We start from the raw sequence: 16,623 nt of genomic DNA on the forward strand, positions 1-16,623 counted from the left end.
TCAACCCGGGACGCGCGCGGACATGCTCCGCGCGATCTCGTCGAGCAGGGCGGCGGGCGCCTGGAGGTAGCTCCAGTGCCCGCCGTCCAGCACGGTGTGGCGGGTCCGGCCGTAGAACTCCCAGCCGCCCATCTGCTCAGGGGGGATCTGCGTGTCCCCCGACCAGCCGATCGCGGTGATCGGGCACGGCAGCTCCACCGGGTCGGTCCGCTCGAAGCGGCCGTAGGCGGCCACGTCGGCGCGCATGACGCTCGCGGCCATCTCCACCAGTTCGGGCAGCGGCTCCGCGCCGCGGGCCCGCATGAGATCCGACACCAGCGCGCCCACCTGCTCCTCGTCGAGCCGCAGGATGCTCGGCCACGACGCCCGGTGCGGAGGGACCATCGAGGAGGCGAACAGGTGGCTGGGCAGCGGGCCGCCGCGTTCCATGAGCAGCAGTGTCGCCTCGTAGCCGATGAAGACGGTGCCGCAGTGGCTGATGAAGCCGAACGGCCGGTCCAGGTAGGGCTCCAGGCCCTTCAGCATCTCGGCGGCGACCTCCGCGTAGCTCTCGAACGACGGCTCGCGCAGCCGGTTCTCCCTGCCGGGCAACTGCACCGGGCACAGCTCGATCCCGTCCACCTCGGCCGGCCACCCGTGGTACATCGACGCCCCGGCACCCGGGTAGGGCAGGCACCACAGCCGCGCCCTCGCCTCGGGGTCGGGGGCGCGCAGCAGCCACGTGGGGCGGCTCCTTCTCCGCCTTCTCTCGGTCATCGTGTGCTTCCTTCCGCCCTGATGGTCTGGATGAGGGTCTCGGGCGTCGGTGCCCTGAGGAACTCGCGCAGCCGGATCCGCACGCCGTAGCGGTTCCCGACCGCCTCGACGAGACGGGTGGCCGACAGGGAGTCGCCGCCGGAGCGGATGAAGTGGTCGCCCAGCGCGCCGCGTGCGCCGAGCGCCCGCTCCCACAGCTCCAGCACTCCCGCCGTCACCGGGTCCGCGCTCCTCTCACGTCCGCGTGTGGCCTCCCCCCACGAGGGCGCGGGCAGGGCACGGCGGTCCACCTTGCCGGCCGCGTTCAGCGGCAGCCGCTCCAGTGCCGTCCAGGCGGTCGGAACCATCGGCTCGGGCAGCCGGGCCGAGGCGAAGGCGCGCAGTTCCCCGATCTCGAACCGGGCACCGTCCGCGGTACGGCTCGGAGCGCCGGCCTCCGGAGTGACGGGATGAACGACGTAGGCGCACAGCCGCAGGTCGCCGTCGGGGCCCGGCACGCCCGTGACCACGCACTCGCGCACTCCGGGGTGCCGGAGCAGCACGGCCTCCACCTCCGCGGGTTCCACCCGGTGGCCGCGGATCTTGACCTGCGCGTCGACGCGGCCGTGATGCTCCAGCCGCCCGTCAGGCCGTTCCCTGACCAGGTCACCGGTCCGGTAGACGCGGCCTCCCCCACCGGCGGGGTCGGGCAGGAAGCGCTCGGCGGTGTGGGCCGCCTCGCCCAGGTAGCCGCGGGCCAGCTCTGGGCCCGACACGAACAGCTCGCCGATCTCGCCCGCCGCGACCGGCCGCAGGTCCGAGGTCAGCACGCCTGCGCCGACCTCGGGCCAGGCGCGTCCGATGGGGGGACGGGCCCGCCTGGCGGCCTCGTCGGCGGTGGCCGAGGTGCAGCGGTCCTCCAGCGGTACCAGGCAGCTGGTCACGCCGTTGGCCTCGGCGGAGCCGTACTCCACCGCGACCTCGAAGGGCAGGTCGGGGGCGGGCCACACGCGCACCGCGTCGCTGCCGACCGTCATGAGCCGCAGCGACGTCTCCGCCGGCCACGGCAGGCCGTACAGCGGCTCGGCGAGCGGCATGTTCACGTACGCGCGGGTGATTCCCGAGGCGACCATCCAGTCACGCAGCTCGGAGGGTGAGCCCGAGGTCGCCGGGTCGGCGACGTGCACGCTCGCACCCGAGCAGAGATAGGGCCACAGTTCCACCACCGAGACCGACGAGGCCGGGGGAGCCAGCCAGCTGGAGCGGTCGGCGGGGGTGATGCGGTAGGCCTCGGTGTGGGTGGCGACCCGGTGGGCGATCGCCCGGTGGGTCACCCCGACGAGCTTGGGCCGCCCGGTCGACCCGGAGGTGTGCACCGCGTACGCGAGCTGGTCGGGGTGCGCGGGGATGCCTGGCCCTTCATTGGAGGGGGCGGCGCCCAGGGGGCCGTCGATCACCACGGGACAGTCGTCGAGCACCGGGGCGAGGCGGTCCTCGGGCCAGCCGGGGTCGAGCAGCACCGCCGTGCCGCCCGCCTTGCAGACGGCCAGCAGCGCGACGAGCAGCTCGGGGGAGCGGTCCAGCCGTAGCGGGACCGGCGTCTCGGGGCCGACGCCGCCGCGCAGGAGCGACCGGGCCAGGCCGTTGGCGCGGGCGTCGAGTTCCCGGTAGGTAAGCAGCACGGCCCCGGAGACCAGGGCCGTGCTGTCCGGCGCCTCGAGCGCCCGCCTCTCGAACAGGGTGTGGACGACGTCCACCTGTCCCTCCGTTCACCCGGCCTTGGCGTCGTGGACGCCGCGGACGGGGATCTCGCCGGTGGCGACCTGGTTGAGGATGAGCCTGGCCCACTCCTCCACGCTGCGGTTCATCCGGCGGGCCGCGTCACGCCACGACTGCTCCTGGTCGGCGGGCACGTCTATCTGGATCACGGCCTTCTGCCTGGCGGTCTCCGCGGTCCGGCCGGAGAGTGCGGCGGCACGGTGCGCCTTGATCTGGCTGCGAAGACGGTTGCGGGACCAGTTGAAGCGTTCCGCACGGTCCAACCAGAGCGTCTGCTCGTGCTCGGGGAGCGCGGCCACCTCCGCGTGGTGCTGGAGGCTGAGCCTGTCTCGCCGGCGGGATACCGGGAAACGCCGGGCGACCCAGGCGTAGTTGCGCAGGGTCTGGATGTCGAGGGAGCTCTCCTCGACCGCCCTCTTGTAGCGGTCGGTGTACTCGTTCTCGCCGTAGACCAGCCAGTCGCCGAGCCACCAGGCGGAGGAGTCGGCGATGAGGGAGATCTGGTGGCCGATCCGGCGCCAGGTGTCGAAGGGGAGGCTCACCGGGAGCTGGAGCCCGGTCCGCCGCGGCTTGGCGGACGCGTCCAGGGCGAGTTTGGAACCCTGGGAGGGGGTGGCGCGCGGGCTGGGGACGGGTGGTCTGTCATCACGTGGGGGCGGCGCCTGGCGGTTCGCCTCTCGGTTGGGGGAGAGCACCTGCATGCGACTTTTCCTCCGGATTTCTGTGCATGTGGAGTGAGTCAGGTCGGTACCTTACCCACGGTTTTCGGTAGCGCACTTTCGATCATGAGTAATTTCCAGATGTCCTTTCCGGGGTGCGACGGAAAGCTGGAGCCGGGTCGATGACCAGCGGAATCTTCATTGTTCTTGGCGATTATTTTTGTTCTGTGATATGCGCGCCCAGGAAAAACGCGACCTCTCGGAAACGGAATTGGTTCATGACTTATCCAGGGTTTCGGTCCACTGATAAGCGCACGGTGCGTCATTTCGTGATCGCGTACGGTCTCGCCGTCGTGCTGCCCGCCGTGCTGGCGCTGCTGATGCTGGGGTTCGACGCGGGGACGGCCACCGGCCCCGTCCCGACGCCATCGGTGGGGGTGGGCCGGCAGCAGCAGGTGCCGGCCACGCCCCTGCTGCTGTTCTCCATCACCGTGGTCGTCGCGCTGGCCCATCTCGGCGGGGCCGTGCTGAGGCGGCTCGGCCAGCCCCGGGTGATCGGGGAGATGGCCGCCGGCATCGTGCTCGGCCCCTCCCTGCTCGGCGCCGTCTGGCCCGAGGCGTACCGCGTGCTGTTCCCCGGCGCCGTCATGCCCTACCTGAACCTGCTGGCCCAGTTCGGACTGGCCTTCTTCATGTTCCTGGTCGGGCTGGAGCTCCGCGGTGACCTGTTGCGCGGACGGGGTCGGATCGCACTGCTCTGCGGCCAGGCGAGCGTGGCCATCCCGTTCGCGCTCGGGGTCGCGCTGGCCCTGCTGATCTACGCGCCGCTGGCGGCCGCGCCCGTCGGGTTCCCGGTCTTCGCGTTGTTCGTCGGCGCCGCGCTGAGCGTCACCGCCTTCCCCGTGCTGGCACGGATCCTGCTGGAACGCGGGCTCTTCCACACCCCGACCGGGGCGCTGACCATCACCTGCGCCGCCATCGCCGACGTGACCGCGTGGTTGCTGCTGGCCGTGGCGATCACCATGGCCAGAGGCTCCTCACCCGCCGAGGCGCTGCGCACGCTCGGTCTCACCGCGGCCTTCGCCGCCGTCATGGTCGGGGTGGTACGGCCGCTGCTGGCCCGGCTGCTGCGCCGGGGGCTCTCCCAGGAGGCGACGCTGCCCGTCGTCATCGTGGGTCTGCTCGTCTCGGGGCTGCTGACCGAGCTGATCGGCATCCATCTGATCTTCGGCGCGTTCCTGTTCGGTGTCCTGTTCCCGCGCGACGGTGACGTGCGGCTGAGGCGGGTCCGCGAGCGCACGCAGGACTTCACCACGTCATTCCTGCTGCCGCCCTTCTTCGCCTTCGTCGGGCTCAACACCCAGATCGGGCTGCTCGGCCAGGAGGCGACGAGGTGGGGCTGGTGCCTGCTGATCCTCGCGGTCGCGGTGGCGGGCAAGATCGGCGGAGTGGCGGCCGCCGCCACGCCGCTGGGCGTGCCCTGGCGGGAGTCCGCGCGGCTCGGGGTGCTGATGAACTGCCGGGGCGTGACCGAGCTGGTGATCCTGAGCATCGGCCTCGGTCTCGGCATCATCACCCAGGCGCTCTTCACCATGCTGGTGATCGTCGCGCTGGTCTCCACCGCCGCGACCGCGCCCCTGCTGGAGTCGCTGGACCGCCGGGACGCACGGCGCGATCGGAAGGCGGGGGAAACGGCTGAAGCCAGGGTCCGCCGGTCCGCCTGAGCGGCCTTCAGGAGGCGCGGGGCAGCACCCGGGGCTCCGCGCCCAGCTCGCGCAGCTTGGCGCGGACCTCGCCGGGACTCTCCCCGGCGACGGTGAGCCGGGAGGTGGCGAACACCTCGCCGTCGGCGTCGGTGATCGGGGCGCCGCTGTAGGGGACCTCGCCGCTGAAGCGGGCGGCGCAGAGGTGGTCGCGAAGCTCGGGCCTGGCGTGCAGGGAGAAGATCGGCAGCCGGGTGGCCATCGCGGCCAGCCGCATGGTGCCCGACACCCGGGGGTTGATCTCCAGCAGGTGCACCTCGCCGGCCGGGGTCAGCAGGAACTCCGCCTCCAGGTAGCCGTGCGCCTCGGCCAGGTCGGCCAGCCGCTTGCCCACCGCCCGCAGCTTGCGGTCCCAGGTGCCGCCGAGCGCCGGGTCGGGACAGAGCCGCAGCCGCTGCCACGGCGGCACCAGGTCCTGGGTGGTCGGCCCCTTCCACACCGGCGGGAAGGTCGCCGTGCCGTGCTCGTCACGGTAGATCAGCACCGAGTACTCGACCCCGTCGACGTACAGCTCGCCCAGCTCGTTGGGGGCCAGACGGCACTCGTCCGCGCGGGCCAGCCGGGTGCCGACGCTCTGCGTCCCGTGCCGGTCCTTGATCACCACGGGGGTGTCGGGGCCGGCCTCGGGCAGCGGCTCACCGGCCCGCGCCCACGGTGGGGAGACCAGGCGGTAGCGGTCGAAGAACTCCTTCATCAGGATCTTGTCGCTGCCCAGCGAGGCGCAGAGACGCGACTGGCACTCGGCCCGGTGGCCGAGCTCGCGGAGCCGGAACGCGAGCAACTGGTCGCGGCCGAGCGTCGCGTGGCTGGAATGGAAGATCACCGTCGCCCGCGGGGCCCGGCCGATCGCCTCCAGCAGCGGGGCCACGTCCACGCCGGCGTCCTCCCCGGTGAAGACGGTCCGGTCCCCGGGGGCGAGGTCGACGAAATGGCCGAACCAGCTCTCCAGGCTGGCGGGGGCGACGGCATGAATGACGGGAAACGTCTGTCGGCTCATTTGGATTACTCCGGAATCGACGCTGGAAACATGGGCGACGTTACGCGGTACGGGCCATCGAGAATGCGTCGCCGTAAGCCTCCAGATACGCGTCGACCAGCGGCGAATTCTGTTCCCAGAGGAAATTCACCGGCAGTTTCATCCATCGGGCGAACAATTCCGCGGAACGCGGGAACGGGCGGTCGTTCACCGTGGCCGCGGCCCGGACCGCGGCGGCGACCTGGGGTGACCAGTCAGGCGCGGTGCCCTGGAAGAGGGGGAAGACGTGCAGCGGCCGGGTGGCCGGGGCGCGCACCTTCAGACCGCGCTCCTGGCCGGCCGCCACCAGGCCGTCCCTGCTGAACGGGCACTCCGGCGTCACCTCGACGACCCCGTCGTACCACGCGCCCATCGTGACGCCCTCGGCGACGGGGGAGGGGCGCACCCCCGGCAGCTCGCCGAGCCCCGAAGACAGGGCCGACACGTTGGCCACCCGGTGCTCCACCAGCTCGTCCAGCCGGTCGAGGTGGCTCTGGGCCAGCACCGCGCCGGGCGTGGAGATGCGGAAGTTGCCGCCGAGACCGGTCAGCAGGAACGGCCGGTAGCGGACGGCGTCGATGGTCAGGTCGGTGCGGTGCCGGAAGTTGGTCAGCAGGCAGGCGCGGGCGAAGACGTCCTCGGAGTCGGTCAGCAGCATGCCGCCCATGCCCCCGGAGACCAGCTTCCTGCCGCCCACACTGAAGATCGCGACATCGCCCAGGGAGCCCACCGGCCGGGAGCGGAAGGTGGAGCCGTGGGCGTGCGAGCAGTCCTCGACCAGGGCGAGCCCGCGCCGGGAGGCCACCGCCCGCAGGGCGTCCATGTCGCAGCTGTGGCCCCACAGGTGGGTGACGACGATCGCGACGGTACGCGGCGTGACCAGTGCCTCCACGGCCGAGGGGGCCACGTTCCCGGTGGCGTCGCCCGCGTCGCAGAGCACCGGCACCGCGCCCAGCAGGAACAGCGGCGAGGCGGTGCTGAAGAACGTGAGGTTCGGGACGATCACCTCGTCACCGGGGCCGATGCCCAGCGCGAAGTAGGCGGCCAGCAGTCCCGCGGTACCCGAGGTGAGCGCCAGAGCGTGGGCACGGCCGTGCCGCTCGGCGAACGACCGCTCCAGCCCGGCCAGTTCGGGCCCGTAGTCGTAGTCGAACGTGCGCCCCCGCGTCACCAGCTCGGCGACCCTGGCCGCCACGCCGTCGTCGTAGACCGGCCATTCGAGCGGGTGCGGCGGGCCCGCGAGTCCACCTGCCGGCGAGCTCACGCGTCCACCCCCCGGCGCGCCACCAGCCTGGTCACCGCGTGGGTGTGCGGCTCCTCATGGCCGGTGTGGGTGTGGGTGGAGTCGGTGTCGGTGGCGCTCAGCACGGTCCATCCGTCGTACCTGGCGAGGTACCAGTCGTGGGGCAGCAGGACCGGCAGGCGCATCTCGCCGGCGGGAGGCCGATAGGCGTGGCCGCCGTTGAACATCAGCAGGGCGTTGACCCCTCCCGGGGAGGTCGCGGCCTGGAGCCTGGCGATGACGTCGGCCACCTGTCCCTCGTCCCGCAGCCAGTGCAGGACGCTGCACGCCAGCACCCCGTCGAACGAGCCGGGCGCGAGCCGGGTGGTGCGCGCGTCGCCCCGGCGCCACTCGATCCCCCCGGCCCCACCGCCGGTACCGCCCCAGGCCCGCGCGCCGTTCTCCAACGCGGCGGCCGACATGTCCATCGCCAGCACCCGCGCGCCCCGCTGGGCGAGCCGCACCGCGTTGCGCCCCTCGCCACACCCCACGTCGAGCACCGTGGGCGCGCCCGCGCCAGGTGGAGCGGAGGGCGGAGCGATCTCCTCGGGTGCCGGGGGCAGCGAGAGCGCGTCCGCCAGGGTGTCGGAGATCCCGTCCGGCCTGCGCCCCCACAGGCAGGTGGTCCGGGTGTAGCGGGCGTCGCAACCACCGTCGTCGTAGCCGTTCGTTTCTGGTTCTTGGCTCATCTGGCGGAGGCTAGGCGCGGCCCTGAGCACCGTCAACGGAGGCGGGCGGCCGCCGTGCGCCGCGGGGCCGGCACGGTTACGAGCCTCGACTTGTCGCGCGCCGGGCTCACCCGGGTGGGGTAGTCGCCGGTGATGCACCCCTCGCAGAGACCCTCGCCCGCCGCGCTCCCCAGCGTGTGCCGCATGCCCGCCACCGACAGGTACGCCAGGCTCGTCGCGCCGATGATCCGGCACACCTCCCCGCTCTCGCGCCCGGTCGCCACCAGCTCACCGGTGTCGACGAGGTCCACCCCGTAGTGGCAGGGCGCGATCAGCGGCGGCGCGGCGATCCGCACGTGCACCTCGCTCGCCCCCGACTCGCGCAGCAGTGCGACGATGCGCCGCATGGTGGACCCGCGCACCATCGAGTCGTCGACCACCACGACCCTGGCCCCGTCCACCGGCGCGCCGACGGAGAACTTGCGCCGCAGCTTGCGTTCACGTCGTCGCAGGTCGGGTTCGATGAACGTCCTGCCCACCTGCTCGTCACGGACCAGCGCCCCGGCCAGCGGCAGTCCGGCGGCCCGCGCGTACCCGCGGGCCGCCGGCACGCCGGAGGCCGGGACGGCCACGACCAGGTCGGCGTCCGCCGGGGACTCCAGCGCCAGCCGCTCGCCGAACGCCACCCGCGTCGCGCCGGTTCTGGTGCCGCCGATCCTGGAGTCCTGCCTGGTCAGGTAGAGGTGCTCGAAGACGCAGAAGCTGCGCGGGGCGGGCTCCGCCACGCGGTGCGTCCCGGCCGGGCGGCCGTCGCGCAGCACCAGTACCTCGCCCGGTTCCACCTCCCGCTGCTCGGTGCAGCCGAGCGCGTCAAGGGTGCAGGTCTCCGAGGCGACGACGGCCCTGCCCTCGGCGAACCCCGCCACCAGGGGACGCAGGCCGTGCGGATCCCGGAAGGCCACGAGATGGTCGCCGACGGCGCACACCACCGAGTACGCGCCCCGCAGCACCCGCGTGGCCCGCGCGACCCCGGCCACGATCGGGCCGGTGTCCGCGGGGTGCCGGTCCTTCGGGCCGGGTGCGGTGCCGAGGAGCGTGCCGGGTGTCTCGCCCGTGCCGGCGAGCAGGGCGAGGATGATCTCGGAGTCGCTGGTCGAGCGGAACCCGTACCCTTCGCGGCCGAGCCGGGCGCGCAGCTCGGCGGCGTTGGTGAGGTCCCCGTTGTGCGCCACCGCGATGCGCCGTGCCTCGTGCACGAAGGGCTGGGAGTTCTCCGGTACCGTGGCGCCGGTGGTGGAGTACCGGGTGTGGGCGACCGCCACCCTTCCGGCCCGCCAGGCGGACAGGCCGTCACGGGCCGGGTCATCGTCGGGCGGGTCACCACAGGCCGAGCGCGAGGCGAAACCGAGCGCCCGCCGGACCCGCACGCCGCCGGGGCCGGCCACCGCGATGCCCCAGGACTCCTGGCCGCGGTGCTGCAGGGTGACGAGCCCGTCGAAGGCCGGTTGCCCGGCCGTTCCTTCGATAACGGATACGCCGACTATTCCGCACATACGCCGCCCCTTCAAAACCCTAACATTTCCCGAAAAATGTGTTAAATCGCTTCTGTCTGGCCATGGCATTGTTCTGATGGCAGGCCCTATCGAATGATGAATGAAGCGAAGGAGACCAGAATGGCGGAGAACGCCGAGTACACGGTGGTGCGCAATCACGAGGAGCAGTACTCCATCTGGTGGACCGACCGTGACATTCCCGAGGGCTGGCGGAGCGTCGGCCACAGCGGCACCCGCGAGGAGTGCCTGGCCCACATCGAGGAGGTCTGGACGGACATGCGCCCGCTGAGCCTGCGCCGGTGGATGGACGGCGAGCGGTCCTGACCCGCGGGCGCACCGACGAACAGTCCCGGAAGGAACGGTCCCCGAAGGAGGAGCCGATGGACACGATCCAGGAGCACGACGCGCGCCTGGTCGTCGAGGAGTGGAACCGCACCGAGCTGGCCGACGAGCCGGCGACCGTCATCGAACGGTTCGCCGCCCAGGTCGCCAGGTCGCCCGCCGCCACGGCGCTGACGGACGAGGAGGGCACGACCCTCAGCTACGACGAGGTGCGCCGCGCCGCCAACCGCCTGGCCGGGCACCTGCTCGGCCTCGGTGTGCGCCCCGAGGACCGCTGCGCCATCTACCAGCGCCGTTCGGCCGGCATGGTGGTGTCCATGTTCGGCACGCTGGCCGCCGGGGGCGCCTACGTTCCGATCGACGAGGGCAACCCGCCCGAGCGGGTCGAGGCGATCCTGCGCGACGCCGGAACCGCCGTGGTGCTGGCCGACTCCACCACCGAGGCCGAGGTGCCGCCGGGTCCGTGGTGCGTGGTGAACGTCGACGACCACCCCGGGGGCGACGAGGACGACCCGGGGGTGCCGCTGCACCCGGCCAACCTCGCCTACGTCATGTACACCTCAGGCAGCACCGGGACGCCCAAGGGCGTCCTCATCGAGCACCGCGCGGTCACCGCGTTCGTCCGGGGCGCCCAGCACCTGTACGGGCTCTCGCCGCAGGACCGCCTCGTGCAGTTCTCCTCGATCGCCTTCGACGTCTCCACCTTCGACGCCTTCGGGGCGCTGCTGTCGGGGGCCGTCCTGCACGTCGCCGCCGCCGAGACCCGTACCTCCGCCGAGCGGTTCCGCGACCTGCTGCGCGAGCGGCGCATCTCCGTCTACATGGGCACCCCCGGCATGCTGAGACTGCTGGAGCCCGGCGACTTCCCCGACCTGCGGGTGCTCGCGGTCGGCGGCGAGAGCTACTCGGGTGACTTCACCACCCGCTGGGCGGCCGGACGCAGGTTCGTCAACAGCTACGGGCCCACCGAGACCACGGTCGGCGTCATCACCCAGGAGTGCCGGGGAAGCTGGGACACCTCACCGCCCATCGGGCGCGCCATGCCCAACCACCGGGCCTACGCCCTGGACGAGTCGATGCGCCCGGTCCCGATCGGCACGGTCGGCGAACTGTACGTCGGCGGTCCCGGCCTCGGCCGCGGCTACCTGGACCGCCCCGGCGCGAGCGCGCTCTCCTTCGTCCCCGACCCGTTCGCCACCACGCCGGGCGAGCGGCTCTACCGCACCGGCGACCTGGTGCGCTGGACCGCCGACGGCGAGCTGGTCTTCGCCGGACGGGCCGACCGGCAGGTCAAGGTGCGCGGCGTCCGGGTGGAGCTGGAGGAGATCGAGCAGACCCTCCGCAGGCACCCGGCGGTCGCGCACGCCGTGGTCGAGGCGGAGGCCCTCGACGACGGCGACGCCCGCCTGATCGCCTACGTCGTCTGCACGACGGGGGAGCCGCCCGGCGTGACCGAGCTGCGGGAGACCGCCGCCCGGTGGCTGACGGCCCCGCTGGTCCCCAACGAGTTCGTCCACGTCCCGGAGATCCCGCTCACCCCGGCAGGCAAGGTCGACCGCGGGGCCCTGGCCGCCGCCAGGACTTCGCGCGGCGGCACCGACAGCGATACCGACAGCGACACCGACAGCGACAGCGGCACCGATGGCGGCGCCGACTGGACGCCGACCAGGCGCAGGGTGGCCGAGGAGATCGTGAAACCGCTGCTCGGCGTGGACTCGCTCGGTCCGCACGACCACTTCTTCGAGCTGGGCGGCACCAGCATCCAGGTCATCCAGCTCCTGGGCCGAGTTCGCACGATCTTCGGCATCGAGGTGCCGGTCGCCGACTTCTTCGACCGGCCGACCATCGCCGGGGTCGCCGACGCGGTCGACTCCGAGGTCCGCTCCGATCTCAAGGACATCGTCCGCGAGGGCTGGGACGACATCGCCGACCGCTATGCCGCCTTCCAGGCCGAGTTCTCCGACGGCCCCCGCACGGAGTGGACCGGCCACCTGCTCGGGATGCTGCCCGAAGGCGGTTCGGTGCTGGAGCTGGGCGTCGGCAGCGGCCACGAGTCCTCGCGCCGCCTGGCCGAGGCGCACGCCCTCACCGCCGTCGACATCTCCGCCGAACAGCTCAAACTCGCCGAGAGGACACTGCCCGGCGCCACGCTCGTGCAGGCCGACATGGCCCAGGCGCGGTTCCCCGACGCCTCCTTCGACGCCGTCGTGTCCATCTACACCCTCACCCACCTGCCGCGCGAGGAACTGCCCGGCCTGCTGGGCGGCATCGCCCGCTGGCTGAAGCCAGGCGGTCTGCTGCTCGCCACCCTGATGACCGAGGACATCCCCGGCGCGATCGAGGAGTGGTTCGGCTCGACCATGTTCTTCTCCGGCTTCCCCACGGAGGAGAACCTTCAGCTGCTGCGCGCGGCGGGCCTGGTACCCGAGCGCGAGGAGGTCGTGGCGCAGCGGACACCGCTCGGGGAGTCGCGCTTCCTGTGGGTGATCGCCAGGAGGACGGAGACAGCGCCGTGACCGGCCTGCCCGACCGCACCGCCCCGCTCTCCTACCTGCAGGAGCAGCTCTGGTTCGTCGAGCAGGACGATCCCGGCAACGGCTCCTACAACGAGCTGAAGGTACTCGTCCTGGACGGCACGCTGGACGCCGCCCGGCTGGGCCGGGCGCTAAACGAGGTGGTGGCCCGGCACGACGTGCTGCGCACCACCTTCGTCTACCAGGGAACCGAACCGGTCCAGGCGATCTGGGCACGGGGCCCCGTACTGCGCGAGGCGTCCGCCGGCGGCGAACAGGCGCTCATGGAGTACGCCCGGGAGGTCGCCGAGGCCCCCTACGACCTGGCCGCCGGGCCGCTGCTGCGCGCCTCGCTCGTCACGCTCGGCCCGGAGCGGCAGGCGCTCGTGCTCGGGGTGCACCACATCATCAGCGACGGATTCTCGATGAACCTGCTGCTCGACGAGCTGGACGCGGCCTACCGGGGCGAGCCGGCCAACGGTGCGCCCGCCCAGTACGGCGACTTCGCCCGCTGGCAGCGCGAGCGGTTCGCCGGCGGCCGCCTGGCCGCCGACGTCGACCACTGGCGGCGGACGCTCGACGGCGCGCCCACCGTGCTGGAGCTGCCCGCGGACCGGCCCCGGCCGCGCCGGCGGGCCGGCACCGGCAGGCGCGAGCGATTCCCGCTCGACCCCGGCCTGACCGGCCCGCTCGGCGAGGTCGCCGAGCGGGTCGGCGGCACCCTCTTCACCGTGCTGCTCTCCGCCTTCGCCACCACCCTCTACCGCTACACCGGACGCGGCGACATGGTGTTGGGCACCGGCGCCCCCGGCCGCCCCGGGCGCGAGTTCGACGGCACGCTCGGTTTCTTCGCCAACATCGTGCCGGTACGGCTGCGCCCTGCGGGCGAGATCCCTTTCACCGAGCTGGCCGACGCGGTCAGCGAGGCCGCCTTCGACGCCTTCGACCACCAGTACGTACCGTTCGAGAAGCTCGTGGAGTTCCTGCAGCCCGAGCGCGACGCCGGGCACACCCCGCTGGTGCAGGTCGTCTTCACCATGTGGGACGCGGGCGCGGCCGAGCGCTCCATCGGCGGCGTGCCCGCCGCAGAGGTCGAGGTGACGCGCGGCAGGTCCCGCTTCGACGTGGCGGTCGAGGCGGTACGGCGGGGCGAGCGGGTCGACTTCTTCGTCGAGTACGACGACGCCCTCTTCGACGAGGTCACGATCGCCCGCCTGATGCGTCACCACGAGCGGGTGCTGCGGGCGGTCGCAGCAGACCCCGCCCAGCCCCTGTCGGAGATCCCGATGATCTCCCCGCAGGAGTGGGCCACCCTCACCCAGGGCGACGTGACCGTGCTCGACCCGGACGGCAACGTGCTGCCCGCCGGGGCCGTCGGCCAGCTGGTCCGTCACTCCGGCCGGCACGGACCCACCGGCCGCCTGGCCGTCCGCAGGCCCGACGGGCGGGTGGTCGAGCGCGGGCGCGAGGACCGGCTGGTCGGTTTCGGTCCCTTCCAGGTGCAGCTGGAGGACGTCGAGGAGGTCCTGCGCGCCCACCCCGCCGTACGCGACGCCGCGGTCATCGCGGTCGAGGGCGGCGCGGGACGCGAGCTGGTCGGCTACGCCGTCGCCGGGCAACCGCCCGACGCGTTGCGCGCCACCCTCGTCGAGCGGCTGCCGAACTACATGGTGCCCGCCGTCATCGTGGCGGTGGAGGAGATCCCGCGCGACGAGGAGGGCCGGGTCAGGACCGCCCTGCTGCCCGAGGCGGCCGAACTCGGCGAGCGGAGCGAGCTGCCCGCTCTGGAGGCCGCGCTCTGCGCCATCTGGGCGCGCGTCATGAACCTCGACGTGGTGGAACCCGATGACGACTTCTTCGCGCTGGGCGGCCACTCGATGCTGGCGGCCCGGCTGGTACGCGAGATCGCCTCGGTGCTCGCCGTGCGTGTTCCGCTGACGGCCCTCTTCGAGCACTGCGTCCCCGCCGACCTGGCCGACTACCTGGCCGCCAGGCACCCCGCGCTGGAGCACACGCTCGCCGGCGCGAGCCGCGCCGATCGCGCGGGGCGGCCCGAGCCGAAGCCCGAGCCGGAGTGGGCGCCCGCCGGGCAGGCCGTACCGGACGGCACGGAGCCGGACGGCTGCGCGCTGTCCACCGCGCAGCTGCAGATCTGGATCAACGAGCAGCTCGCGGGCGGCGACGCCCGGGACTTCATCGCCGCCGTCACCTACCGGATACGCGGCCCGCTCGACGTGGACGCCCTGCGCGGCGCGTTCGACGCGCTCGTCGCCCGGCACGAGAACCTGCGCGCCCGGGTGGCGCTGGTGGGCGACGTGCCGGTGCTGCGTTTCGACGCCGACGCCCGCGTCGAGCTGCCCGTCGAGGACCTCACCGGCCTGCCCGAGGCGGGGCGGGCGGCGGAGGCGGCCCGCCGTACGGCCCGCGACGCCGAGCGCGGCTTCGACCTGTCCGTCGCCCCCCTGGTGCGGGCCGGCCTCTACCGCCTTGGCGACGGTGACCACGTCCTCGCGCTGGTCCAGCACCACCTGGTCACCGACGGCGTCTCGATGGGCCTGCTGATCGGCGAGCTCGGCCGCCTGTACTCCGACCGCGACACCGCGCCCGCCGCACCGCACCTGCGCTTCTCCGACTACGTGGCCTGGGAGCGGGCCTGGCTCGGCGGCCCCGAGGCCGCCGCCTCGGAGCGTTTCTGGCGGGAACGGCTGCGCGGGGCCCCCGAACTGGTCCTGCCCAGGACGCGCGACGGGCGGCGGGAGAGTCGCGACACCGAGATGATCGCCCATCATCTGCCGCCCGCGGACTCGCGTCGGCTGCTCGCGCTGGCCAGGCGGAGCAGGACCACGCCCTACATGCTGGTGACCGCCGCCTTCGCGGCGATGCTGGCCCAGTGGAGCGGTCAGGACGACGTGGTGATCGGCACCACCGCCGACAACCGCCCGCTGCCCGGCCTGGAGGGCGTGGTCGGCTGCTTCGTCAACATGGTGGCGCTCCGCCTCGACTGCGGCGGCGACCCCACCTTCACCGAGCTGGCCGGGCGGGTACGCCGGACCGTCCTGGAGGCGTACGCGCACCAGGGCACCCCGTTCAACGAGGTGGTACGGGCACTGAGGATCCACCCCGACCCGCGCAGGATGCCGCTCTTCCAGGTCACCTCCGACTGGGCGGGCGACGGCCCCGCGGTGCCGGAACTGGCCGGATGCGAGGTCGGCTTCGACTACGTGCACACCAGGGCCAACCGCTACGAGCTGGAGATGTACGCCGGGATGGCGGGGGAGCGGGTGGTGCTCGACCTGGAGTACGCCGTCGAACTCTGGGACCGGGAGGAGGCCGAGGACCGCCTGGCCCGGGTGGCCGCGCTGCTCACCCGTGTCGTGCTGGCCCCGGACACGAAGCTCTCGGCACTGCTCAGCTGACCGGCGGCCCGCGGCGCGGAACTCACGAGCGGGTGCGAGGGAGATCGGTACCTCGCATCTCCTCTTCGATGTCACGGGTGGTCAGGGCCAGGGCGCTGACCAGGTCCGAGAGGCGATCCCGGGAGAAGCGGCTGGTGGGCATCGACACCGAGACGGCTGCCTGAGCGCGGCCGTCCTCGCCGCGCACGGCCCGGCCGATGGCGGTGACGCCCCTTTCGGTCCTGCCGGCGTTGATGGCGAAACCTCGCTCGCGGACGGTCCGCAGCTCGCGACGGAGTGTCGCGAGGTTGGGGCGCTGGTCCAGGCGATCAGCCCATTTCGCCTCGCTGTACAGTGCGTCGAGCCGCTCGGGCGGCAGGTCGGCGAGCATGACCTTGCCACCGGAGGCCAGATGCGCGGGGAAGACCATGCCCTCGCGGTTGCCGACCCGCAGCGCCTGGGTGCATTCCACCGATCCGATGAACCGTACGTGGTCACCGGCCAGGATCTGCAGGTTGGCGCTCTCCCGGATCCGCTCGACCAGGCCGGCCAGGTGCGGCATGGCGACCGAGCGCAGCAGTGCGGTACGGGACTGGGAGCTCCCGCCCAGCGAGAGGACGGGCCCGGCCGCGTACCGGTGGTCTTCGCGCCGGATCGCGAAGTCCCGGTAGACGAGCATGGCCAGCAGCCGGTGGGCGGTGGAGGGCGCCACCCCGAGACGCTCGGCGGCCTCGCCCACGCCGAATGGACCCTCGACCTGGAGCATGACCGCGAGCTGGAGCGCGTGGTCGACGCTTCGCACGGAGTAGTTCGGTGGATTCTTCATAGCAGAATCTCCTGTTCTTCTCTGGCACTCAGGATACAAGCTGGCAACACGGCGAGGCCGGCGATCACCGCTGTGTCACGCCACGTCGAAGGA

12 protein-coding genes are annotated in these 16,623 nt (G+C 72.7%); 4 read left to right on the top strand and 8 right to left on the bottom strand.

Annotation, left to right across the window (positions count from 1 at the left end; all coding sequences use genetic code 11):
* Genes AB0K21_RS24685 through AB0K21_RS24695 form a run of 3 tightly spaced genes read right to left on the bottom strand, consistent with a single transcriptional unit; the run spans nt 1 to nt 3,215 of the window.
* On the bottom strand, nt 1–756 hold the full coding sequence (locus AB0K21_RS24685; RefSeq protein WP_343962644.1) for a thioesterase domain-containing protein: 756 nt from the start codon (nt 754–756) through the stop codon (nt 1–3).
* Complete coding sequence (locus AB0K21_RS24690) at nt 753–2,492, bottom strand: non-ribosomal peptide synthetase (RefSeq protein ID WP_364153480.1); 1,740 nt, start codon at nt 2,490–2,492, stop codon at nt 753–755. Before AB0K21_RS24690 ends, AB0K21_RS24685 begins: the two co-directional genes overlap by 4 nt.
* A 12-nt stretch (nt 2,493–2,504) precedes the next feature.
* The gene (locus AB0K21_RS24695) at nt 2,505–3,215 is read right to left on the bottom strand and encodes an LmbU family transcriptional regulator (RefSeq protein ID WP_343962648.1); all 711 of its coding nucleotides are present in this window, start codon (nt 3,213–3,215) and stop codon (nt 2,505–2,507) included.
* Between the two features lie 275 nt (nt 3,216–3,490).
* On the opposite strand from AB0K21_RS24695, the gene AB0K21_RS24700 reads away from it, so the two are divergent.
* A complete protein-coding gene (locus tag AB0K21_RS24700) occupies nt 3,491–4,897 on the top strand; it encodes a cation:proton antiporter (protein ID WP_343962650.1) in 1,407 nt (468 codons plus the stop codon).
* A gap of 7 nt (nt 4,898–4,904) precedes the next feature.
* Here the strand turns inward: AB0K21_RS24700 and AB0K21_RS24705 are convergent, their stop codons facing one another.
* From AB0K21_RS24705 to purF, 4 genes are read right to left on the bottom strand one after another with little or no spacing between them, the layout of a single operon-like run.
* Complete coding sequence (locus AB0K21_RS24705; RefSeq protein WP_343962652.1) at nt 4,905–5,933, bottom strand: hypothetical protein; 1,029 nt, start codon at nt 5,931–5,933, stop codon at nt 4,905–4,907.
* 40 nt (nt 5,934–5,973) lie between these two features.
* Complete coding sequence (locus AB0K21_RS24710; protein ID WP_343962654.1) at nt 5,974–7,215, bottom strand: DegT/DnrJ/EryC1/StrS family aminotransferase; 1,242 nt, start codon at nt 7,213–7,215, stop codon at nt 5,974–5,976.
* Nucleotides 7,212–7,922, bottom strand: a complete 711-nt coding sequence (locus AB0K21_RS24715) for a class I SAM-dependent methyltransferase (protein WP_343962656.1) — start codon at nt 7,920–7,922, stop codon at nt 7,212–7,214. Before AB0K21_RS24715 ends, AB0K21_RS24710 begins: the two co-directional genes overlap by 4 nt.
* Nucleotides 7,923–7,954: 32 nt before the next feature.
* Nucleotides 7,955–9,454 (bottom strand): amidophosphoribosyltransferase, encoded by a 1,500-nt coding sequence (gene purF, locus AB0K21_RS24720; RefSeq protein ID WP_364153487.1) that lies wholly within the window; start codon nt 9,452–9,454, stop codon nt 7,955–7,957.
* 120 nt (nt 9,455–9,574) lie between these two features.
* On the opposite strand from purF, the gene AB0K21_RS24725 reads away from it, so the two are divergent.
* Genes AB0K21_RS24725 through AB0K21_RS24735 form a run of 3 tightly spaced genes read left to right on the top strand, consistent with a single transcriptional unit; the run spans nt 9,575 to nt 15,725 of the window.
* Complete coding sequence (locus tag AB0K21_RS24725) at nt 9,575–9,778, top strand: MbtH family NRPS accessory protein (protein ID WP_030915629.1); 204 nt, start codon at nt 9,575–9,577, stop codon at nt 9,776–9,778.
* Nucleotides 9,779–9,834: 56 nt separating this feature from the next.
* Nucleotides 9,835–12,312 carry an amino acid adenylation domain-containing protein gene (locus AB0K21_RS24730; RefSeq protein WP_343962663.1) on the top strand — a complete coding sequence of 826 codons (2,478 nt, stop codon included), beginning with the start codon at nt 9,835–9,837 and terminating at the stop codon, nt 12,310–12,312.
* The gene (locus AB0K21_RS24735) at nt 12,276–15,725 is read left to right on the top strand and encodes a condensation domain-containing protein (RefSeq protein WP_364153492.1); all 3,450 of its coding nucleotides are present in this window, start codon (nt 12,276–12,278) and stop codon (nt 15,723–15,725) included. Before AB0K21_RS24730 ends, AB0K21_RS24735 begins: the two co-directional genes overlap by 37 nt.
* A 22-nt stretch (nt 15,726–15,747) precedes the next feature.
* Here AB0K21_RS24735 and AB0K21_RS24740 read toward each other — a convergent pair whose 3' ends face one another.
* Nucleotides 15,748–16,530: an IclR family transcriptional regulator gene (locus AB0K21_RS24740; RefSeq protein WP_343966014.1), complete on the bottom strand. Its 783-nt coding sequence runs from the start codon at nt 16,528–16,530 to the stop codon at nt 15,748–15,750.
* Nucleotides 16,531–16,623: the final 93 nt, after the last annotated feature.

It is taken from the genome of Streptosporangium sp. NPDC049248 (genome assembly GCF_040678965.1).
GTDB lineage: Bacteria > Actinomycetota > Actinomycetes > Streptosporangiales > Streptosporangiaceae > Streptosporangium > Streptosporangium fukuiense.